The sequence below is a fragment of the Trebonia sp. genome, assembly GCF_030042015.1.
Classification (GTDB): Bacteria; Actinomycetota; Actinomycetes; order Streptosporangiales; family Streptosporangiaceae; genus Trebonia.
In genome coordinates this window covers 1-20,737 of the sequence record NZ_JASIAL010000165.1, presented here as the reverse complement: position 1 = coordinate 20,737, position 20,737 = coordinate 1, and the positions used below count along the sequence as shown (strand labels likewise).

18 protein-coding genes are annotated in these 20,737 nt (G+C 71.0%); 14 read left to right on the top strand and 4 right to left on the bottom strand.

Annotation, left to right across the window (positions count from 1 at the left end; genetic code table 11):
* Window positions 1-51: 51 nt before the first annotated feature.
* Both Q1N79_RS08430 and Q1N79_RS08425 read right to left on the bottom strand, forming a co-directional pair.
* Window positions 52-1,011: a thiamine pyrophosphate-dependent enzyme gene (locus tag Q1N79_RS08430; RefSeq protein WP_300606323.1), complete on the bottom strand. Its 960-nt coding sequence runs from the start codon at window positions 1,009-1,011 to the stop codon at window positions 52-54.
* A complete protein-coding gene (locus Q1N79_RS08425; protein ID WP_300606326.1) occupies window positions 975-1,526 on the bottom strand; it encodes a thiamine pyrophosphate-binding protein in 552 nt (183 codons plus the stop codon). Before Q1N79_RS08425 ends, Q1N79_RS08430 begins: the two co-directional genes overlap by 37 nt.
* A 209-nt stretch (window positions 1,527-1,735) precedes the next feature.
* Here Q1N79_RS08425 and Q1N79_RS08420 point away from each other — a divergent pair, with 209 nt between their 5' ends.
* The 9 genes from Q1N79_RS08420 to Q1N79_RS08380 all read left to right on the top strand — a co-directional run bounded on the left by Q1N79_RS08420 (window position 1,736) and on the right by Q1N79_RS08380 (window position 12,181).
* Complete coding sequence (locus Q1N79_RS08420) at window positions 1,736-2,557, top strand: DUF2127 domain-containing protein (protein WP_300606320.1); 822 nt, start codon at window positions 1,736-1,738, stop codon at window positions 2,555-2,557.
* A gap of 96 nt (window positions 2,558-2,653) precedes the next feature.
* Window positions 2,654-2,911, top strand: coding sequence for a hypothetical protein (locus Q1N79_RS08415; RefSeq protein ID WP_300606318.1), 258 nt, complete (start codon window positions 2,654-2,656; stop codon window positions 2,909-2,911).
* A 30-nt stretch (window positions 2,912-2,941) separates the two neighbouring features.
* Window positions 2,942-3,466, top strand: coding sequence for a hypothetical protein (locus Q1N79_RS08410; protein ID WP_300606315.1), 525 nt, complete (start codon window positions 2,942-2,944; stop codon window positions 3,464-3,466).
* Between the two features lie 10 nt (window positions 3,467-3,476).
* Window positions 3,477-5,459: an ATP-dependent zinc metalloprotease FtsH gene (gene ftsH, locus Q1N79_RS08405; protein WP_300606312.1), complete on the top strand. Its 1,983-nt coding sequence runs from the start codon at window positions 3,477-3,479 to the stop codon at window positions 5,457-5,459.
* 71 nt (window positions 5,460-5,530) lie between these two features.
* Window positions 5,531-8,341 (top strand): LuxR family transcriptional regulator, encoded by a 2,811-nt coding sequence (locus Q1N79_RS08400; protein ID WP_300606310.1) that lies wholly within the window; start codon window positions 5,531-5,533, stop codon window positions 8,339-8,341.
* Between the two features lie 117 nt (window positions 8,342-8,458).
* Window positions 8,459-8,596, top strand: coding sequence for a hypothetical protein (locus Q1N79_RS08395; protein WP_300606307.1), 138 nt, complete (start codon window positions 8,459-8,461; stop codon window positions 8,594-8,596).
* Between the two features lie 3 nt (window positions 8,597-8,599).
* Window positions 8,600-9,145 carry a hypothetical protein gene (locus Q1N79_RS08390; RefSeq protein WP_300606304.1) on the top strand — a complete coding sequence of 182 codons (546 nt, stop codon included), beginning with the start codon at window positions 8,600-8,602 and terminating at the stop codon, window positions 9,143-9,145.
* Between the two features lie 822 nt (window positions 9,146-9,967).
* A complete protein-coding gene (locus Q1N79_RS08385; RefSeq protein WP_300606301.1) occupies window positions 9,968-10,492 on the top strand; it encodes a hypothetical protein in 525 nt (174 codons plus the stop codon).
* A gap of 33 nt (window positions 10,493-10,525) precedes the next feature.
* Entirely contained in the window at window positions 10,526-12,181 is a 1,656-nt protein-coding gene (locus tag Q1N79_RS08380) for a serine/threonine-protein kinase (protein WP_300606298.1), read from the top strand.
* A gap of 208 nt (window positions 12,182-12,389) precedes the next feature.
* On the opposite strand, the gene sigJ is transcribed toward Q1N79_RS08380, so the two are convergent.
* Together sigJ and Q1N79_RS08370 are read right to left on the bottom strand one after the other, a co-directional pair.
* Entirely contained in the window at window positions 12,390-13,331 is a 942-nt protein-coding gene (sigJ, locus tag Q1N79_RS08375; RefSeq protein ID WP_300606295.1) for an RNA polymerase sigma factor SigJ, read from the bottom strand.
* Window positions 13,312-14,244, bottom strand: coding sequence for an NAD(P)-dependent oxidoreductase (locus tag Q1N79_RS08370; RefSeq protein ID WP_300606293.1), 933 nt, complete (start codon window positions 14,242-14,244; stop codon window positions 13,312-13,314). Before Q1N79_RS08370 ends, sigJ begins: the two co-directional genes overlap by 20 nt.
* A 104-nt stretch (window positions 14,245-14,348) precedes the next feature.
* Here Q1N79_RS08370 and Q1N79_RS08365 point away from each other — a divergent pair, with 104 nt between their 5' ends.
* The 5 genes from Q1N79_RS08365 to Q1N79_RS08345 all read left to right on the top strand — a co-directional run bounded on the left by Q1N79_RS08365 (window position 14,349) and on the right by Q1N79_RS08345 (window position 20,511).
* On the top strand, window positions 14,349-15,116 hold the full coding sequence (locus Q1N79_RS08365) for a type 1 glutamine amidotransferase domain-containing protein (RefSeq protein ID WP_300606291.1): 768 nt from the start codon (window positions 14,349-14,351) through the stop codon (window positions 15,114-15,116).
* 88 nt (window positions 15,117-15,204) lie between these two features.
* Window positions 15,205-15,939 carry a PspA/IM30 family protein gene (locus Q1N79_RS08360; protein ID WP_300606288.1) on the top strand — a complete coding sequence of 245 codons (735 nt, stop codon included), beginning with the start codon at window positions 15,205-15,207 and terminating at the stop codon, window positions 15,937-15,939.
* Window positions 15,940-15,947: 8 nt separating this feature from the next.
* Window positions 15,948-16,802 carry an SDR family NAD(P)-dependent oxidoreductase gene (locus tag Q1N79_RS08355; protein ID WP_300606286.1) on the top strand — a complete coding sequence of 285 codons (855 nt, stop codon included), beginning with the start codon at window positions 15,948-15,950 and terminating at the stop codon, window positions 16,800-16,802.
* Window positions 16,803-16,920: 118 nt separating this feature from the next.
* Window positions 16,921-18,768 (top strand): MFS transporter, encoded by a 1,848-nt coding sequence (locus tag Q1N79_RS08350; RefSeq protein ID WP_300606283.1) that lies wholly within the window; start codon window positions 16,921-16,923, stop codon window positions 18,766-18,768.
* 270 nt (window positions 18,769-19,038) lie between these two features.
* Window positions 19,039-20,511 carry an ROK family protein gene (locus Q1N79_RS08345; RefSeq protein WP_300606280.1) on the top strand — a complete coding sequence of 491 codons (1,473 nt, stop codon included), beginning with the start codon at window positions 19,039-19,041 and terminating at the stop codon, window positions 20,509-20,511.
* Window positions 20,512-20,737: the final 226 nt, after the last annotated feature.

Sequence of the window (20,737 nt, the reverse complement as noted above, 5' to 3'; positions counted from 1 at the left end):
GCGTCGCGCTCGCGAGCAGGTCACAGCCGGCGGCGGACATCGTGGCCGAGCTCACCGCCGGCCTGTAACCCGCCCCAGCCGCGGCCGTATGCGGGCACGGACGCCCCCGCGCTGCTGCCATTCGACCTCGAGTTCGCGCAGGTTCGTCTTGGTGAGCTCGAGGAGCTCTTCTCCTCCGCCGGACTGGATGGTCCTGGTCGCGAACAACGTGAAGCCCTTGAGCTGCCCGTAGGAGAGCTTGGGTGGCAGCGCGAGCTCCTGCCGGGCGGTCCGGACGTCCACGAGCGCCGGACCGTCGTGGGCGAAGGCGGCCCGCAGCGTGTCTTCCAGCTCGCCGGCCTTGTCGACCTTGGCGCCGAACAGCCCGCTGGCCCGCACGATCCCGGCGAAGTCGGGATTATCCAGGTCGGTGCCGTAGGTGACGATGCCGGCCGCCCTTATCTCCAGTTCCACGAACGACAAGGCGCCGTTGTCGAACACGACGACCTTGACCGGAAGGCGCAGCTGGCGCAGCGTGATGAGCTCGCCGAGCAGCATCGCGAGGCCGCCGTCGCCGGACAGCGCGATGACCTGGCGCCCCGGGAAGGAGCTCTGGGCGCCGACGGCATGGGGCAGCGCATTGGCCATGGAGCCGTGGTTGAACGAGCCGATCAGGCGGCGGTCGCCGTTCATGTGCAGGTAGCGGGCGGCCCAGATGCACGGGGTGTCGACGTCGACGGTGAACACCGCGTCGCGGGCGGCGAGCTTGTCGAGCCGGGCGCGGGCCCGGCGGTAGTGCGCGGTCATCCGGTCCAGGTGCCCGGAGTCGGTCTTGACCGTCAGCATCGGCAGCAGCGCGTCCAGCGTGTCCATGACCGTGCCGACGAGCGCGACGGCCGCTACGTCATACGGGTTGTCATACTCGACGCCCGCGCACCCGGCCCCGGCCAGGACGGTCACCCGGCTGGCGGCATTGAGGACCTGTGCCGCGGCCGTCAGCGCCTGGTCGTCCGGCCGCATGACCGGCGACACCGCTCGCACCGCCGACGGCGCGGGGTGCTGCGGCGCGTCGGCAGGAACACCTCTCCGGGGACGACCACGACCGCGACGCCGTGGCGCTGCAGCGCCGCGGCCATCGCCATCTCCAGCAGCCGTGGCAGCTGGGCGGGAACGCTGACCAGCTCGCAGTACACGCTGCACTCGCGGAACAGCTCGGCCGGATGGGTCTCCTGAAAGTGCTCCCCGCCGATCTCGGCCGCCGGGATGTGCGCCGCGATCGCGAGCACGGGCACCCCGCTGCGGTTGGCGTCGAACAACCCGTTGCTCAGATGCAGGTTGCCCGGCCCGCAGCTGGCCGCGCACACCGCCAGCTCCCCGGTCAGCGCGGCGGCCGCGGCCGCCGCGAACCCCGCGGCCTCCTCGTGCCGCACATGCTGCCAGGCGATCGCGCCGTCCCGGCGCACGGCGTCGGTGAATCCGTTCAGCGAGTCGCCAGGGATCCCGTACACCCGCCGCACCCCAGACGCCATCAGTGCCGCCACCATCACGTCAGCCACCGTGGCCGACGGCCGGATCCGGCGGAAAAAATCGTCCCCGCAGCGCGAGGCTCGCCGCAACCGCGGGACACCCTGGCCTGTGCCCTGGTATGCCGCCAGCCGCACCAGGGCAGCGGCCAGGGCGTGGCCCGGGCGCGACGGGCAGCCGCGCGACCGCAGCGTGGATGCGGGGAGGACGTCGAAACCGGAGGTGGCATCTGGTGAGCGCCCGGGCTCGCAAGCTGTCGTATGAGCTGCTCGGCTGTGCCCGGCACGGACACGTCCTCGTCGGCACCGACGCGGCGGCGGTGCGCCCCCAGGACCACCTGGTGGTGCGCGAGTACGCGGGTTTGCGCTGGTACCGCTGCCTGCGGTGCGACGCGTGGCTGCCGCGGACGGCTCCCGCCTCGCCCGCGCGCCCCTTCCCACCCGAGCGCGACGAGATCAGCCTCCCGCTGCGGGGGCGGGCCCTGCGGGACAGGTACGTGCTGCGCCTGATCGCGGTCGACAGGGCGGTCCACTTCGTCGTGCTGGCCGTGCTCGCCACCGCGGTCTTCGCATTCGCCGCCGACAAGCCGATGCTGCAGCAAGGTTTCATGCGCGTCCTCGCCGGCCTGCAAGCCGGTGTCGGCGGGCCGGCGAACACCGCCAGCGGCGGCGTCGAGGGCGAGCTCACCCGGCTGTTCGCGATTAGCATCCGCAGCCTGGTGCTGACGGGCGCCGCTCTCATTTGCTACGCCGTCCTTGAGGGCGTCGAGGCGGTCGGGCTGTGGCAGGGCAGGAGGTGGGCCGAATACCTGACGTTCGTGGCCACGGTGCTGCTCGTCCCGCTCGAGGTCTACGAGATCGGCCACAGGCCCACCGCGCTCAAGGGCCTCACGCTGGCCATCAACCTGGCGATCGCGGTCTACCTGGTGATCGCGAAGCGGCTGTTCGGCGTGCGCGGCGGCCAGCGAGCCCAGCGTGAGCTGCGCCGCGCCGACTCCGGGTGGGCGGCGCTCGAACACGCGACTCCCCACGCCAGCGCGGACTACTCGCGCTGAAGTCCAGGGCACCGACCAGGGTCCGCCCCTGGTGCGACCGGCACACCCCGCGGGCGACCCTGGACACCACGATGGCCGTAAGGAGGCATGCACGCGATGGGCAGCGTCGAGGAGATCCTGGCCGGTTACGACGGCCTGCGGGCGGATCAAGAGGCCTTTTACGTGGATCTGCACCGGCATCCTGAACTGTCCCGCCAGGAGCAGCGCACCGCCCAGCGCGTCGCCGGCCAGTTGCAGCGGGCCGGCCTGGATGTCCAGGCCGGCATCGGCGGTACGGGGGTGGTGGGCGTGCTGGCCAGCGGCAGCGGGCCGGCCGTGCTGGTCACCGCCGCGCTGGCCTGGCTGGCGGCATGACCTGAACCACCGCGACGATTGGAACCGCCGATGCCCACCCGAAGCAGCCCGATCACGCCGCTCGCCGCCGCCGTCGGCGGCCTCATCGCCGGCGCCGTGGGGACCGCCTGCATGGACGCGGCCCGGTACCTGAGGTACCGCCGCGCGGGCGGCAAAGCCAGCGCGCTTGGGTGGGAGTTCGCGCCGGTGGACAGCTGGGCGAAGGCCCCTGAGCCTGGGCAGGTCGCCAAGCGCCTGATCACGGGGTTCACCCAGCGCGAGCTCCCCGACCGCTTGGCCTGGCTCACGAGCACGATCGCGCACTGGTCCTACGGGTCGCTGGCGGCGGCCCTCTACGGCATCGTGGCCGGCTCGCTGCGCAGGCCGCACGCCGCGTACGGCCTGCCCTTCGGCGCCGCGGTCTGGGCGGCCGGCTACGTCCTTCTCCCCGAAGCGGGGCTCTACAAGCCGATCTGGGAATACGACGCTAAGACGCTGGCCGACGACCTGACCGCGCACCTCGCCTACGGGGCGGGCACCGGGGCCACGTTCTGGCTGCTGGCCGGGATCCTGTAGCCGCGGCGCCATGAGTAAGCAAGCGAACCCGCCCACCCCCGGCGACAAGCCCGTGCCGTCCGCGCCGCCGCCGCCGCCGGCCTGGCGGCACTGGCTGTTGCCGCTCACGCTGCTCGTGATCTTGCTGTTGTGGTTCTATCTGCCGACGCGCTCGGCGTCCACCAGCCTGACGTATTCCCAGTTCATCTCCGACGTGCAAAAGCATCAGGTGAAGACCGCGCAGCTGGCGACCGCGGCGGGCGGCACGACGACCGGGACGCTGAAGAACGGGACCAGTTACACGGTGGTCCTCCCGCTGGTCAGCCAGCAGCTGGTGGATCAGCTGACCACCAGCGGGGTGGAGGTCACCGGGGCGCCGTCGTCGAATGGGTTCGGGACTGAGCTGCTCATCTACCTGATCGTGATCGGGCTGCCGATCCTGCTGTTCGGCTGGTTCTACCGCCGCCTGTCCCGCGGCGCGGCGGGCGGGCTGCAGGGCGTGCTCGGGGCCGGGCGGTCCGGGGCCAAGGTGTTCGACGAGGAGCGCCCCTCCACCACGTTCACCGACGTGGCCGGGTACGACGGGGCCAAGGCCGAGATCGCCGAGGTGGTGGACTTCCTGCGGCAGCCGGACCGGTACAGCCGGGCCGGGGCGATGGTGCCCCGCGGTGTGCTGATGGCGGGCCCGCCCGGCACAGGCAAGACGCTGCTCGCCCGGGCCGTGGCCGGCGAGGCGCAAGTGCCGTTCTTCTCGGTCACCGGCTCCGGCTTCGTGGAGTTGTTCGTCGGCGTCGGCGCGGCCCGCGTCCGCGACCTGTTCGACCAGGCGCGCAAGCGCGCGCCCGCGATCATCTTCATCGACGAGATCGACGCGATCGGCCAGCGCCGGGCCGGCACAGGGGCCGTGGTCTCCAACGACGAGCGCGAGCAGACCCTCAACCAGCTGCTGGCGGAGATGGACGGGTTCGACCCGTCGACGGGCATCGTGGTGCTCGCCGCCACCAACCGGCCGGAGGTTCTCGACCCCGCCCTGCTCCGGCCCGGCCGGTTCGACCGTCAGGTCACGATCCCGCTGCCGAACGTCGCCGAGCGGACCGCGATCCTGGGCGTGCACTGCAGGGACAAGACGCTGGCCCCGGACGTGGACCTGAGCGCCATCGCCAGGGGCACCCCTGGCTTCTCCGGCGCCGACCTGGCCAACCTGGCCAACGAGGCCGCCATCGTCGCGGTCCGGGCCGGACGCGACGTCCTCACGGCCGCCGACTTCGACGCGGCCAGGGACCGGATCATCCTCGGCCGCAGGGAGAGCTCCAACGTGCTGCTGCCCGAGGAGAAGCACGCGGTGGCGGTGCACGAGTCCGGGCACGCCCTGGTCGCGGCGCTGTCGGCGCACGCCGACCCGGTGGCCAAGGTGACGATCCTGCCGGCCGGGCAGGCGCTGGGAGTGACCGAGCAGCTGCCGCTGGTGGAACGGCACATGTTCGGCGAGGACTACCTGCAGGATTCGCTCGCGGTGCGGCTCGGCGGCCGGGCCGCCGAGGTGGTGGTGCTCGGCCAGGGCTCCACCGGCGCGGCCAACGACCTGACTGGTGCGACCGAGCTGGCCGTCAAGATGGTCAGGGAGTTCGGCCTGTCCGACACGCTCGGCCCGATCAGCTACCCAGAAGGCGGCTCGGTCTTCCTCAGCGGCGGCGGCCCCGGCATGTCCAGCCGCCCGTTCGCCGAGGCCACCCAGGCGGAGATCGACCGGGAGGTGACCAAGCTGCTGCGCCAGGCCGAGGCCAGGGCGACGCAGCTGATCAAGGACCACAGGAGCGAGCTGGACACGCTGGTCGGACTGCTGCTTGAGAACGAGACCGTGGACGGGTCGCAGGTGTACCGGCTGGTCGGCCAGCCCGACCGCTCGGCCAGCATGCCGCAGCTGCCGGTCGGCGTCGTCGCGCCAAGGCGAGCCGCCGCCGGCGGTGCCGCGCGGATGCCCGCCGCCGGTCCCGACCCAGGTGACGGCGCATAGCACCGGTTAGGCTGTGGCCACGGGGTCAGGAGGAGTGTGCGCTCATGCATGCCTTTTCCCAAGCCACAGACATGGACGTGCCGGACGCGCCCATCTCGTCGCCAGAGTGTCCGGGCGGACCGGCCGACCGGGGGCTGCGTGGCCGTCGCCGCGAGTGCGACGTGCTTGACCGGCTCGTGGCCAGCGCGCGAACCGGACGAGGCCAGGTACTGGTCGTGCGCGGCGAGGCGGGGGCCGGCAAGACAGCGCTGCTCGAGTACCTGCTGGAGCGAGCGGACGGGTGCCGCGCCGTCCGCGCGGCAGGTGCCGAATCGGAGACGGAACTGGCGTTCGCCGGGCTGTATCAGCTGTGCGCGCCGTTCCTGGACCGGCTGGAAGGTCTTCCCGGACCGCGGCGAGACGCGCTTGGCGTCGCGTTCGGCCTGCGCGAGGGGCCTGGGCCTGATCCCTTCCTGGCCGGGCTTGCCGTCTTGAGCCTGCTGTCGGAGGCAGCCGCAGACCGGCCCCTTGTCTGCGTGGTTGACGACGTGCAATGGCTCGATGAGGCCTCGGCGCGGACTCTCGCGTTCGTGGCCCGCCACCTGCCGGCCGGGCCGGTCGCGGCCGTGTTGGCGGCCCGCCCGTGTGACATGGAGCGCCGGCTGGCCGGGCTGGCTGGGCTGGCAGTCGGCGGGCTGGCCCACGGTGATGCCCGGGCGCTGCTGGAGTCGGCCCTGCCCGGCCGGCTGGATGAGCGGGTGTGTGACGCGATCGTGGCTGAGGCGCGGGGTAACCCCGGGGTGCTCCTGGGGCTGGCTGGCGCGCTGAGCCTTGAGGAGCTGGCGGGCGGATTCGGGCTGCCAGGCGCCGCATCGCTGGCAGGTCCGGTCGAGGAGAGCCTGCGGCAGCGCCTGGCGCCGCTGCCGCCGGCGACGCGGCGGCTGCTGCTGGTGGCCGCGGCGGAGCCGACGCTGGATCCGGTGCTGGTGTGGCAGGCGGCTGGTGTGCTCGGTGTCGGGGCCGCGGCCGCGGCGCCTGCCGCCGAGGCCGGGCTCATCGAGTCCGGCAGACAGGTGCGATTCCGTGATCCGCTGACCCGGTTCGCTGTCTACCGGGCCGCCTCGCCGCAGGAGCGGCGGACTGTGCACCGTGCCCTGGCGGTGACCACCGATCCCGGCACCGATCCTGTCCGCTGGGCCTGGCATCGCGGGCAAGCGGCACCGGGCCCCGACGAGGACATCGCGGGCGATCTGGAACGCGCGGCGCCGGCCGCGCGGGCCAGCGGCGGCCTGGCCGCCGACGCCGCGTTCCGCGAACGGGCAGCCGAGCTCACGCCCGCCGCGGGTGAACGGGCCCGGCGGGCGCTGGCCGCGGCACAGGCCAAGCACCAGGCCGGCGCGGCCGAGGGGGTCTGGCGCATGCTCGCCGTCGCCCGGACCGGGCCGCTTGACGAGGTCGGCCGCGCCAGGGCGGAGCTGCTTGGCGCCCAGCTGACCGCCGGCGCCAGTCACGGCAGGGACGGGCTGCCGCTGCTGGTCAAGGCGGCACGGCGGCTGGAGCCGCTGCATCCAGGGCTGGCGCGGCAGGCCTACAGGGACGCGTTCAGCGCGGCGCTGGCCGGCGGCGGCAGGCAGGCGGCCGGCACGCTGGTCACAACCGCCGAGGCGGCCCGCGCCTCCCGGTGCGGATCGCGGCCGCCGCGGGCCGGCGACTTGCTGCTTGACGGGCTGGCTGCGCTGGTCACCGAGGGCTATGCCGCGGCCGCGCCGCTGCTGAAGCACGCGCTCGACGCGTTTCGTGCGCACGAAGTCCCCCTGGACGAGGGCCTGGGCTGGCTGCCGCTGGCGTGCCGGGTCTGCGGCGACATCTGGGACGACAAGGGCTGGTCCGTGCTGTCGGCCCGGCTAATCCAGCTGGCCCGCGACGCTGGCGCGCTGCGGGCGCTGCCGGCCGCGCTGGCGTCCGGCGTTGCCGTGCACCTGCTGGCGGGGGAACCCGCGCAGGCCGCCCTGCTGGCGCAGCAGGCCGCGGCGGTCGCCCGGGCCACGGGGCAAGCCGGCGAGCCCGATGGCCCGCTGCTGCTTGCCGCGTGGGGGGGCCGGGACCGCGAAGCCTGCCAGCTGATCGCGGCAGCCGCCACCGAGCCGGCCGCGGGTGGCGATGGACAACGGCTGAGCACCGCGGCCTGGGCGGCCGCGGTGCTCCACAACGGCCTGTCGCACTACGACGAGGCGCTGGCCGCGGCCGAACAGGCCAGCGCATGTCCCGGCGATCTCGCGCCGGCTTCCTGGTCGCTGGCCGAGCTGGTCGAGGCGGCAGTCCGGGCCGGGCAGCCGGGCCGGGCGGCCGCCGCCGTGGAACGGCTGTCACAGGTCACCCGTGCGGCCGGGACCGACTGGGCGCTGGGAATCGAGGCACGCTGCCGGGCGCTGCTCAGCGAGGGGGAGGCGGCCGAGCACGAGTACGTGGCGGCGATGGAGCGACTGGGCCGCACGCAGGTGCGCGTGGAGCTGGCACGCGCGTGCCTGCTGTACGGCGAGTGGCTGCGCCGGGAGAACCGCCGGGCCGACGCGCGCGAGCAGCTGCGGACCGCTCACCAGATGCTGGCCGCGATGAGAGTCGAGGGGTTCGCCGAGCGCGCTCGCCTCGAGCTGCTGGCCACCGGCGAGACGGTCCGCAAGCGGACGGCGGAGACGACGGTGGAGCTGACTCCGCAGGAGGCCAGGATCGCCCTGCTCGCCGTCGACGGGCACACCAACCCGGAGATCAGCGCCCGGCTGTTTCTGTCCCCGCGCACCGTCGAGTGGCACCTGCGCAAGGTGTTCACCAAACTCGGGATCAGCTCCCGCAGGGAACTCCCCATGGCGCTGCCCAACCTCGAACGGGCAGCGCTATCGGCTTAGCCGGCCTGGACTGCTGGCCAGGGCACCGGCCGGGGAGTGACCAGGGACTCCACTGGCGCGACGGATCAGTAGAAGCGGCACGCTGCCGCCAAGACCAATCGGCCGACGGAGGTCACCATGGCCAGCACCGACATCCGCAGTGACACCTCGATGGAGACGCCGCAGTCCGCGACCGTCGACATGAAGCTCGAGGCGGTGACGTTGCCCGTCTCCGACGTGGACCGGGCCAAGCGCTTCTACCAGGGCCTCGGCTGACGGATGGATGCCGACATCGCCAGCGGCGACAACTTCCGCGTGGTCCAGCTGACGCCGCCCCACTCGCAGTGCTCGATCTCCTTCGGCAAGGGCCTGACCACCGCCGAGCCTGGCTCGGCCCAGCGGCTGCTGCCGGCCGTTTTCGACATCGACGCAGCGCGCGCGGACCTCACCAGCCGCGGCGTCGACGTCAGCGAGGTGTTCCACCCGGCCGGGGGGCGGGTAGCGGCCCGGACCCGTAGGGCCGCTCCTACCAGACGTATGCCGCGTTCAGCGATCCGGATGGCAACGGCTGGCTGCTCCAGGAGATCAAGACGCGGCTTCCCTGCCGGGAATGGGAGGACTGAGATGGACGTCGCTTCCCTGGCCGCCCTGCTCCACGAAACGGCCGAGCATCACGATCCGTACGAGAAGACCCACGCCCCGCACAACTGGTGGGACTGGTATGCCGCCTACATGGACGCGCGCCAGCGGGGGAGCGCGCCAGAGCAGGCAGCGGCGGCCGCGGACCGCTACATGGCAGAAGTCCTGCACGTCGGGGCCCGCTGAGTTCGCGGCCCTCACGGCGCAACTCCCCGGCTGCTCAAGAACCCAATTTCTGACCAGTATCTCTGCCCGCTGCAATCACAAAGGGCAGTCACCCACTAACGAGAGCGCGCAGCCCCAGTGCGGGCCGCGCCGGTGTCGGTGATAACTGTCGCTAGTGGCCAGAGGTGCCCGGCGGCGATGCAGGTTCCCGGGACGAGGTATCCACCGCCGCCAAGCGGGCGCGGAAGTTTATGTGAGGGAGATCGATATTCGCGCTCCTCATCGCGGTATGAGCGCACATTTATTCTGTACTGGTCTTGTGCGTTGCATGCCCCGGTATAGAGATTCAATAACCGCGGCATGGCAGGGATTGACATCGCCACATAGGGACTTCATTCTTGGGATGAGTTAAGGCGGACCAGATAAGGATCTTCCTAATAAGAGACTGCGTCCCGCAGGGGTGCCATTTCAGGATTGTCATGTGACGGTGGGGGAGTTGCTGGTGATGGCAGCTGGGGTTAGAGATCCGCGGGGCTTCGCCGCGCACCGGCGTGAGTGCCCGTACTGATGGCTCAGTCGTCCGGAGGGGGCGGATCCGGCTCTTCTGACGCTGATCCGCCCGGTGCGGGTGAGGAGACCGCGCACGGTTCCCCGGGCCGGTATCCGGTCACCCGGCCGTGGCCTGCTGACCCGGCAATCCCGTCGCACCCGCCGACCGAGGCGATATCTCCGCACCCGCCAACTGAGGCGGCGTGGCCGTACCCGCCGACTGAGGCCGGCGGGTACGGCTCCCGGGTTCCCACCGCCCCTGCTGGAAGCCACGGTGCGGCCATGGGAGGGACGGTGAGTGCGGCCGGTCCCGGGGGAGCCGTGCGGCAGGGTCCGGGGGTTCCCCTCTCCTCGGCTGCGGGCCGGGCCGGGCGGACGGCCGGGGAGGTCTGGCGGACCGGGCAGCCAGTGGCGCCCCCGCGGCGCCGGCGCCGGGTGCGGCGGATGGCCAGCGGCGCGCTCACCGTGATCCTACTCGCGGCCGCCGGGGTGGTGCTGTACCTGCGGTTGCACCACGCTCCGTTGCGGGTGACCGGTGTGAGCATCACGCAGCAGGTGTCGGAGGGATGCGCGGTCGACGTGACGGGGCGGATCGCCACCAACGGGTCGCCCGGGACGGTCTCTTACCAGTGGCTGTTCCGGCCGCAGTCGCAGGCGCCGCAGCCGCTGAGCCAGTCGGTGGTGGCTGGGCAGGATGCGGTGTACGTCACCGTCGCCGTGGCGGGCCAGGGCCATGGCAGCCTCGTGCAGGACGTCGCCTTGCAGGTGCTGGGCCCTGGCACGGGGACCGCGTCGGTTCGTGTGGTCGTCAGCTGCTGACAGATGCCGTCAGCTGGAGAGAGGCAGATTGTGATGGCAGAGTGGGGTGTCCCGGGATATAGCGAGGTCAGGGCGCTTGGTTCGGGCGGGTTCGGTGACGTGGTGCTGGCGCGGCACGACGAATCGGGCTCCTTGGTGGCGATCAAGTACCTGCGCCGGGTGCTGCTTGATGACGCGGAGTTCGCCGGGATGTTCCGCGCTGAGGCTAGGGTGCTGGCCTCACTCGATGACCCGAACGTGGTCCGGCTATATGAGTACGTCGAATCGCCGTCGGGTGCGGCCATCGTGATGGAGCTGATCGACGGCGTCTCGCTGCGGGAGATCTTGTCTCATGAGGGCAAGACCTCGGCGGAGGCGGCGCTGGTGGTGTTGCGGGGGTCGCTGCTCGGCCTGGCGGCGGCGCATGCGCGCGGGGTGGTGCACCGCGATTACAAGCCGGAGAACGTGCTGGTCGACGGGGCTGGTGCCAGCAAGCTGACCGATTTCGGCATCGCGGCCCGGGCGGGGGACCGGCCGCTCCCGGCCGGGACGCTGGCGTATGCGCCGCCTGAGCAGTTCGGAGGTGGTCCGGCCAGCCCGGCCGGGGATGTGTACGCGGCCACGGCCACGTTCTACGAGTGCCTGGCCGGGCGGGCGCCGTTCGCCGGCAAAACGGCTGCCGAACTGTACGACCAGCACAGGTCCGCCCCGGTGCCGATGGAGCCGATACCCGAGAAGCTGCGCCCGGTGATCGCTCGCGGCCTGGCTAAGAACCCGCTGTACCGGCCGTCCAACGCGGCCCGCCTGGCCGAGGAATTGCGCGCCGTGGCCGCCGGCGGCTACGGCCGGGACTGGGAGGATCGCGGCCGGTCGCACCTGGGCGAGGTGGCGCTGCTGCTGGCCGCCCTGTGGCCGTCCGGCGCGGCGCCCGCCGTCCAGGGCCACACCGTGGAGCAGGTCCACCTGTCGCGGGGCCCCAAGGAAACCCGGCCCGATCCGCAGCAACAGCATCTCAGACACCTTGAGCACCTCAGGCACCTTGAGCACCTCAGACATCTTGAGCACCTCGAGCATGAGCATGCCGAGCACGTCGAGCATCTCGAGCACCTTGAGCATGTCGAGCATCTCGAGCATGCGGAGCATCTCGGCCAGTCCGCGCCAGGCGGCTCAGGCCACGGCACCACCGCGGCGCAGCGCTTCGTGCGCAACGCCAGCCGGTCCAACCGCCTCCCTCGCTTGCTGCGGCGTGCCCTGCCGAATGATCCAAGCGCGGGTATGGCCACTGCGATAGTCGCGGGCGCCGGTGCGACCGTCGTGATCGTGGTGGCCGTCGTCGCCGCGATCATCGCCACGATAGTTGGCTCCGGGCCCTCCGCGCCGTCGATCGCCGGCGCGTGGAATTACAGCGGTAGCACGTTCACCTTCACGTCGTCCGGCCCCGATAGCTACAGGGTGAGCATCGTGACTGCGGACGCCCCGCAATGCGCCAGGGCAGACGACGGGACAGTGACAGGCACCGACGGGCACTACCAGGGCAGCATCAACCTGTACCGGCAGAGCGGCGCGACCGGGGGCTCGTGCGAGCCTCAGATCGGGGTCGCCCAGATCACCATCGCCGTCGCCGCCAACAATGCATCGGCAAATGTCAGTCTTGTCGGGAATGTTAGCTGCCCGACATGCGTACCGCAGACTTGGACCAGGCAGTACTAGGCGGACCAGGCTCAGCCAGAGCACGGCACCGGTCTTGGCTGGTACGCCGGCCGTTACTTTGAGGTTCTGGCCACAGGCAGCCATGCGCGGTTGCGATTGTGGGCGACGGCCCTGGGTGCAAGGTGGCCGGCGGGCGGATCCGGCGGATCGAGGCGATCGGGGCCGCGTTCCCCTACGGGATGCGCGCCGGCTGGTGATCACGCCAGCGTTATCTCTGCGGCAGTCGCGCCACATCGGAGACCGGTCCGAGGTGACCGAGCTTGTCGGGATTGGCCACCGCGTGGATCGCCTGCACGACGTCGCAGGCGACGTCGAGCTCGACCACGCTGACCACGCGCCCCGCGGCGTCGTAAGCGACGGCGCCCGGCTGGCCGTTGACCCACGCAAGCCGGATCGAGACGCCGAGGAGCCGGCTGCGGCGGAGCAGGCCGACGACCAGCCGCATGACGCGCTGCCGCCCCGCCAGCGGCTTCCCGGCCGCCTGCGCCTTGCCGCCGCCGTCACCGTGGAACACCACGTCGGGCGCGAGCATGCCGAGCAGCGCGTCCATGTCGCCGCCCGCGGCCGCCTCGAAGAACCTGCGGGCGAGTTCCTCGCCTTCGGCCCGCCGCGCCGGGGCAGGCGCCGCGCTGTCGCGGGCCCGCCCCCCGGCGGCGATGCGCGCCCTGGCGCGGGCGAAGATCTGCCGGCAGTTCACCTCGGTCTTGCCGGTAATCCGCGCCACGTCCGGGTAGCCGTAGCCGAACACCTCGCGCAGCATGAACACTGCCCGCTCGACCGGCGAGAGGGTCTCGAGCAGCACGAGGAACGCCATGGACAGCGAGTCGGCCAGCTCGGCGTGCTCGGCCGGCCCGGGGTGGCCCCCGCCGGCGGGCACGACGACCGGCTCGGGCAGCCAGTCGCCTACGTACGTCTCCCGCCGCACCCGCGCCGAACTCAGGTAGTTGATGCCCAGCCGGGTCACCGCCGTCGTCAGGTACGCCTTCTGATCGGCGATCGCGGTCCCCGCCTGGCGCGCCCTGGTCAGGCCGACAAACGCGTCCTGCACGATGTCCTCGGCATCGCCCACGGATCCGGTCATCCCGTAGGCGATGGAAAACAGCAGCGGCCGCAGGCCGGCCGCGCCCGTCTCATCCGCTGACCCAGGCACGGAACCCCTCCCGCCAGCTCGCGTAGCGCGGCTCCCAGCCGAGCTCTTTCCTTGCCTTCTCGTTCGAGGACCCGCGCGCGCTGGTCATCTGGGCCACGACGAACTCTCCGGCGAGCAGCCGGCCGAGCCAGCCGGGGACGCGCAGCGGCGGCTTCGCGCCCGCGAGCCCGGCCAGGTACGGCAGCCACTCCGCGACCGGCGCCGGGTCGCTGTCCACGACGTTGTAGACGCCGGGCGCGCCGCGGTCGACAGCGGCGACCGTCGCGGCCGCGGCGTCGGTGACCTCGACGAACGACCAGACCCCAGTCCCGCCGCCGATAACGGGAAGCTGCCGCTTGCGCACCATGGCGAGCACGACGTCCGAGGCGCCAGGCCCGTAGAAGGCGCCGTAGCGGAGCACGATCCCCTCCCGCGCCTGCAGCGGCACGGTCCTGTCCACATACGCGATCGCCGCAGGCCCGCGCATCGCCGACCGGATCGGCCGCAGGTCGAGCGGATCCTCTTCGGTCTTCAGCCCGCCGCTGGAACGCCTGTCCGGCCCGGGCCCCGCGTAGCTTTGCGCGATGACCCGGCGGGTGCCCGCCAGCGCCGCGGCGGCCAGCAGGTTGTCGGTGCCCCGGGTCCTGAGCTCGTTCGTGACGGCGAACTCCCTGTCGGGATCGCGGAGGCTGCGCATGTCCGCCAGCGCGGTCATCTCGTGCACGATCACCTCAGGCGCGGCGGCCCGCACCGCCGCGATCACCGCCTCCCTGTCCAGCCCGTCGACGACCGCCGGCTCGGCGCCGGCCGCGCGCAGCTGCGCGGCCTTGCCGGGCGTGCGCGTGGTGGCGGTGACCTCGTGACCCGCCGCGACCAGCATGGGAACCAGGTGCCGCCCCACTGCCCCGGTCGCTCCCGTGACGAAGACTCGCATGATCTTTTCCTTCCCGTGTGGTGCTTTCCCCTGAAGACAGGCCACCACCCAAGGCTGTGACATCGCCCGGCCCGCGCGCCTGACGCCCGTGAGATGATGCGCAGGTGCGCGTTCTCGTGCCGCTGCCCGACCGGGACTTCGACGTCACGGAGGTCGCCGTGCCGTGGCGGATCGTGCGCGACGCCGGGCACGAGATCGTCTTCGCCACCGAACGCGAGGGCACCGTCCCCGCCGCGGATCCCCGGCTGCTGACCGGTGTCCTGTTCGGCCAGCTGGGCGCGGCGCCCGCCGCCAGGAGCCTGTACGACGAGCTGACCAAGGCGCCGGAATTCTCCGCGACGGCGGCGTGGGCCGGCCTGGACCCGGCCGACTTCGACGGGCTGCTGCTGCCGGGCGGCCACGCCCCAGGGATGCGGCAGTACCTCGGCTCGGCGGTGCTGCGCGATCAAGTGGGCCGGTTCTGGCAACTGGGCAGGCCGGTCGGCGCCATCTGCCACGGCGTGCTGGTGCTTGCCCGGACCCGTGACGCCGCCACCGGCCGCGCCGTCCTGGCCGGGTGCCGGACAACGTGCCTGCCCAAGTACATGGAACGCGCCGCCTTCCTGGTCACGGGGTGGCGGCTCGGCCGCTACTACCGGACCTACCCCGGCTACGTCGAGGACGAGGTCAAGGCGTGCCTGGACGACCCGCGCGCGCAGTTTCTGCGGGGGCCGCTGACGCTGTCCGCGCGCGGCACCGCGACCGATGACACCCCCGCGTTCACCGTGCTGGACGGCCGCTACCTGTCCGCGCGCTGGCCGGGGGATGCCTATCTGTTCGCGCGCCGTTTCTGCGACCTGCTGACGCCGGGGGGGCCGGCCGGGAAACGGTAGCATCTGTGGGCAAGCGCGGCCCACCACCCGTGGGGTCGGTCCACCGGTGCGGCAGGCTCCGCTCATCGTCGACTAGGAGCAGACCGAGATGACCCTTTTCCAGAGAGCGCACGACATACTCGCGGCCAAGGCCAACAAGGCGCTCGACGCCGCGGAAAAGCCCGACGAGATGCTGGATCTGTCCTACGAGCAGATGCTCGATCACCTCACCAAGGTCCGTCAGGCCCTGGTCACCGTCGCCGCCTCCCGCAAGCAGATCGAGCTGCAGGAGCAGCAGCTCCAGCATTCGGTTGATCACCTGCAGGATCAGGCGAAGGCGGCGCTGGCCGTCGGCAAGGAGGACCTGGCGCGCGAGGCGCTGCAGCGCAAGGCTGCGGCGCAGGCCCAGATCGACGGCATGGAATCGCAGCACGAGCAGCTCAACGAGGAAGAGGAGAAGCTCGAGCAGACGCTGTCGGCGCTGCAGCAGCGGGTCAACCAGTTCCGGACGCAGAAGGAGACGCTGAAGGCCCAGTACACCGCGGCCAGCGCGATGACCTCGGTGAACGAGAGCGTCGCCGGGATCTCCACCACGCTGGGCGACTCGGGCGCGGCGCTGCAGCGCGCGCAGGACAAGATCGCCACCATGCAGGCGCGGGCCGGCGCCCTGGACGAGCTGCTGCAGTCCGGCGTGCTCGAGGACGTCGGCGGCAGCACCGACGACATCCAGAAGGAACTCGACGAGGCCGGGGCGTCCGCCGACGTCGACCGCCAGCTTGCCGCGCTGAAGGCCCAGATCGGCCCGGCCAGCCAGGCGCCGGGGCTGCCGGCAGCCGACAGTTAGCGGCTAACGTGCCTGATCCGGGGGACCGGGGCGAGCGGCGGGTGGCGTGGGTGACGGGGGCGTCCCGCGGCATCGGGCGCGGCGTCGCCGCCGCGCTTGGCGGCGCGGGCTGGACCGTCTACGTCACCGCCCGCTCGACCGCGGCCGCGCGCACCACCGGGCTTCCCGGCACCGTGGAGGACTGCGCCGCCGCGGTCACCGCGGCCGGCGGCCTCGGTGTTCCCGTGCCCTGCGACCACCGCGACGACACGGCCGTCACCGCGGTCGCCGCGCGGATCGCCGCCGCGCACGGCCGCCTGGACCTGCTTGTCAACAACGCCTGGGGCGGCTACGAACGGCTCGCCGCGGGAGCATGGGACGAGTGGAACGCGCCCATGTGGCAGCAGCCGGTCGAGCTGTTCGACGCGATGTTCGCCAGCGGGGTGCGGGCGCACTACGTGGCACTGGCCCGGTCCGCGCCGCTGCTGATCGCCGCGCCAGGCAGCCTGGCGGTGACCGTGTCGATGGCGATCCCCGGCTCCGGGCAGCACGCGGGCGCCCCGGGCGCCCCGAGTGCCCCAGGCGCCCCGGGCGGCCCGGCGTACGCGATGGCCAAGGCCGCAGACGACCGCCTCGCCCAGGCCGCCGCGGCGCAGCTGCGCGAGCACCGCGTCGCCTCGGTCGCCGTGCACCCCGGCTGGGTGCGCACCGAGACCGTCCTGCGCTACGCCGAGCACCTGGACCTGAACGGCTCGCAGTCCCCAGCAGGCGTCGGCCGGGCCATCACCGCGCTTGCCGCCGACCCCCAGCTGATGACCCTCACCGGCCGCGCGCTCGCCGTCGCCGAACTCGCCAGCCGCTACGGCATCGACGTGACCGCCTGACGTGGGCGCCCGACGTGACCACAGGGGGGCGCGGATGCGGATTCCGGTCCGGTAAGTCATTGTTAGTTCAGGGCAAGCAAATACCGGTTGAGAACTCAGGTGGGGAGCACATCCGCCCATGACGGTCAATTCTGACGTGGCAGGCTCGCCCGTCCGGGCTCGCCGTGCGCCCGGTCCGCACTACAAGTGGATCGCGCTGTCCAACACCACGCTTGGCATGCTGATGGCCACGATCAACCAGTCGATCGTGCTGATCGCGCTGCCCGCCGTGTTCCGCGGCATCGGGCTGAACCCGCTCAGCCCGGGCAACACCAGCTATCTGCTGTGGATGTTCATGGGGTTCCTGGTCGTGTCCGCGGTCCTCGTGGTGTCGTTCGGGCGGCTGGGCGACATGTTCGGCCGGGTGCGGATGTACACCCTGGGCTTCGCGGTCTTCAGCGTGGCCTCGATCTTGCTGACCGTGACCTGGATGCACGGCGCGGACGGGGCGATATGGCTGATCGGCTGGCGGGTCGTGCAGGGCGTCGGCGGCGCGTTCCTGTTCGCCAACTCCGCCGCGATCGTCACCGACGCGTTCCCGGCCAACCAGCGCGGCACCGCCCTGTCCGTGAACTCGATCGCGGCGATCGCCGGGTCATTCATCGGCCTGATCCTCGGCGGCGCGCTGGCCCCGGTGAACTGGCACCTGATCTTCCTGGTCTCGGCGCCGATCGGCGCGTTCGGCACGATCTGGGCGTACCTCATGCTGCACGACATCGGAGCGCGCAAGCACGCGCAGACGGACTGGTGGGGCAACCTGCTGTTCGGCGGCGGCCTGGTCGCCATCCTGGTCGGCATCACCTACGGCCTGCTGCCGTACGGCGGGCACCCGATGGGCTGGACCAACCCGTGGGTGCTGACCGCGCTGTTCGGCGGCCTGGCGCTGCTGGTGATCTTCGTGTACGTCGAGACCCGGGTCGCCGAGCCGCTGTTCCGGATCTCGCTGTTCCGGATCCGTCCGTTCGCGGCCGGGAACGTCGCGAGCCTGATGCTCGCGATGGGGCGCGGCGGCATGCAGTTCATGCTGATCATCTGGCTGCAGGGCATCTGGCTGCCGCTGCACGGCTACAGCTACCACGAGACCCCGCTGTGGGCCGGCATCTACCTGGTGCCGCTGACGACCGGCTTCCTGCTGTCCGCGCCGCTGTCCGGCGTGCTGTCCGACAAGTTCGGGGCAAAGCCGTTCACGGTCGGCGGCGCGCTGCTGACCGGAGCGACGTTCCTGCTGCTGACATTCGTGCCGGTGAACTTCGCCTACTGGGAGTTCGCGATCGTGATCGCCCTCAACGGCTTCGGCTCCGGCCTGTTCTTCTCCCCGAACTGGGCGGAGATGATGAACTCGGCGCCGCCCAACCAGCGCGGGGCGGCCGGCGGCATGATCGCCACCTTCCAGAACTCCGCGTTCGTGCTCTCGATCGGCATCTTCTTCACACTGATGGTGGCCGGCCTGTCAAGCAAGCTGCCGTCGGCGATGCTCAGCGGGCTCACCGCCGAGGGCGTGCCGGCCAGTGCGGCCGCGCCGATCTCGCACCTGCCCCCGATCGGCGTGCTGTTCGCGTCCTTCCTCGGCTACAACCCGATGCAGCAGCTGCTCGGCCCGCTGCTGTCGCGCCTGCCCGCCGCCAACGCCGCCTACGTGGCCGGGCGGGAGTTCTTCCCGCACCTGATCACGGTGCCGTTCCACAGCGGTCTCGGTGTGGCGTTCGGGTTCGCGATCGCGACGTGCGTGATCGCCGCCGTCGCCTCGGCGCTGACCGGACCGCGCCGGCGGGCGGTGGCGGCTGCCGCGCGTGAGCCGCTGGGATACGAACTGGCCGCCGCGGCCGCCGAAGGCGGCTTCGAGCCCAGCGAGCTCGTTGTCAGCGACGTCCCCGAAGACGCCAGCGCACCGCCAGACAGGCCGGCCAAGCCGGCCACGCCTGACTAGCGGGTTAGCGGCAGCCCTCGGCTTGCAGGGCGAACAGCTCCGCGTAGCGGCCGTCGGCCGAGATCAGGGCCGCGCGGGCACCCGGCGGCGGGGGCGCGCCTGCACCCGGCCGCGTGACGCGGAAAGCCGCAGATCAAATCCGAATAGGCGGTTGTCTCGCGCAGTTCGCCAGTCGCGCCCGTTTGCCTGCAGAAGCTACGCAGGTGATGATGAACAGGCTAATGTGGCGTGTTACCCGACTCGACCCGACGATCTTCTCTGGGAGCGTCTGTGGGGGAAACGACATCTCTTCTAGAGCGCCTTGCCGAGAGCCTAGATGATGATCGGCGCCCGCTGGCCTTTGTCGCGGCAGGTGCCGTGGCGGCTGGCATTGCCGTGCGTTCTCTCGGCGGCAAGGGCTTCGCCATGTGGATTGGAAATTCATTTCTAATCCTTGCCGTTGTCTGTGGAGTCATACTTCTTATCGCTGTTGCTCCAGCGGCTTTCAGGCGTCGAGTCGGTGCGCTCACAGATCATGCGCAGGCAGATCAGTCGCGTGCGACGGTGGGCGGGCGGGTTATCCTGGGCGTCCATGCCGGTCGCTCGGCTATCGAATACGGTGCGGTCCTGATCGATGGCGACCCAGCCCAGCCGCTAGGCGGACTTCCCATCAAGGAGATCATTCCGACACGTACCCGTGCACATCCCGGGTCCGGCCGGGAAGCTGTCTACCAGTCGATTGCGGGGGCACTTGTCGACCTTATCCGCGACATCGGTGATCGCACAGCTGATGCTGTGGCAATTGCTCTCCCCGGACTCGTAGACGTGCGAGAGCGGACACTGGAGAGTTCGGCAGGCGGATTGCCTCCCAATAGCCAGGTCGCTAACGAGGTCGCCCGCCGCATAATTAAGGATCACCCTGCGGCAGCGCATAAATTCGGCCTTACCGATGTGGCCGCGCTAGCCGGAAGAATCTATCTGGACAACGACGCCCGGGCGATCGGACGCTACGTCGTTAACCAAAGACGACAAGGCTGGCATAACTATGCCTGCATCCTGGTATCCGAAGGTGTGGGCAGCTGTCTCATCCTAGGCAGCCGCGTCTACTATGGCTCCTTCACGGGAGCGGGAGAGACTGGTCATCAGACCCTGCAACTCTCCGATGACCGTGTTCTGCACCTAGGCGGATCGACGGGGGATTCGGCGGCTGAACTCGTCGTTCCCGATTGCCGTTGCCGGAAGGCCGGGTTGCACTTCGAGATGATCGCCAACGATGTCGGTGTGGTAAGCATGGCGCAGGCGCTCAATCCGAAAATATTCGCCGGCCTTGCGGAAGCCCTTGGCCTCGCTCCCGAGAACGTCATGCGGTACGACGTATTGCTCGCGGCCGCCGAGCGGTCACTGGGCTCGGAGGCGCCAGCTCACCTGCAGCTGCCTGCGGCTGTAGCCGATCTCGTCGACTCCGATGCCTATCGAACGTACTTTGCGGCATTCATTAATCAATATGCGCGCCTGCTGGCGATCGGGGCGGCAAATCTCGTCAACGTGCTCGACCTCGACAATGTCGTGTTTACCGGCCCCGTCGTTTCTGCTTTTGATCGCATCGACATGTTCAGCCAGCGTCTCCAGGCGTATAGAGCCCAGTACGTCATACGTGAGGATCGTGTTGGCATGCCAATCGAACCGCATCTAGCCGACCACATCTGGGAAGGGGCCGCGCTGGTTATCCGCGATCTGGACTATGCGGATTTCATGCGGCCCTGACCGCGACAGATGCCAGGCCGCGCCGGTAAGGTCGTGTCCATTCAGGGGGCCTCGGCTTGAGGCCGTGATCCGACACGTCGGCGGCGGTGCTTGAACCTTGACTTGAGGTTGAACAGGATCGGATCTTGTGTCCGATGAGCCCGGGTCGTCCGCTGACGCCGGGGAGCTGCGTGCCCTGCTGGCCCGGTTGCGGGATGTCGTCGAGGCGAAGGACGCGGAGATCGCG

Bases quoted from the DNA above. Each gene is read 5' to 3' on its own strand.
- Q1N79_RS08415 (WP_300606318.1), top strand. From the start codon at position 2,654: ATGGGCAGCGTCGAGGAGATCCTGGCCGGTTACGACGGCCTGCGGGCG.
- Q1N79_RS08410 (WP_300606315.1), top strand. From the start codon at position 2,942: ATGCCCACCCGAAGCAGCCCGATCACGCCGCTCGCCGCCGCCGTCGGC.
- ftsH (WP_300606312.1), top strand. From the start codon at position 3,477: ATGAGTAAGCAAGCGAACCCGCCCACCCCCGGCGACAAGCCCGTGCCG.
- Q1N79_RS08400 (WP_300606310.1), top strand. From the start codon at position 5,531: ATGGACGTGCCGGACGCGCCCATCTCGTCGCCAGAGTGTCCGGGCGGA.
- Q1N79_RS08395 (WP_300606307.1), top strand. From the start codon at position 8,459: ATGGCCAGCACCGACATCCGCAGTGACACCTCGATGGAGACGCCGCAG.
- Q1N79_RS08390 (WP_300606304.1), top strand. From the start codon at position 8,600: ATGGATGCCGACATCGCCAGCGGCGACAACTTCCGCGTGGTCCAGCTG.
- Q1N79_RS08380 (WP_300606298.1), top strand. From the start codon at position 10,526: ATGGCAGAGTGGGGTGTCCCGGGATATAGCGAGGTCAGGGCGCTTGGT.
- Q1N79_RS08370 (WP_300606293.1), bottom strand. From the start codon at position 14,244: ATGCGAGTCTTCGTCACGGGAGCGACCGGGGCAGTGGGGCGGCACCTG.
- Q1N79_RS08360 (WP_300606288.1), top strand. From the start codon at position 15,205: ATGACCCTTTTCCAGAGAGCGCACGACATACTCGCGGCCAAGGCCAAC.
- Q1N79_RS08350 (WP_300606283.1), top strand. From the start codon at position 16,921: ATGACGGTCAATTCTGACGTGGCAGGCTCGCCCGTCCGGGCTCGCCGT.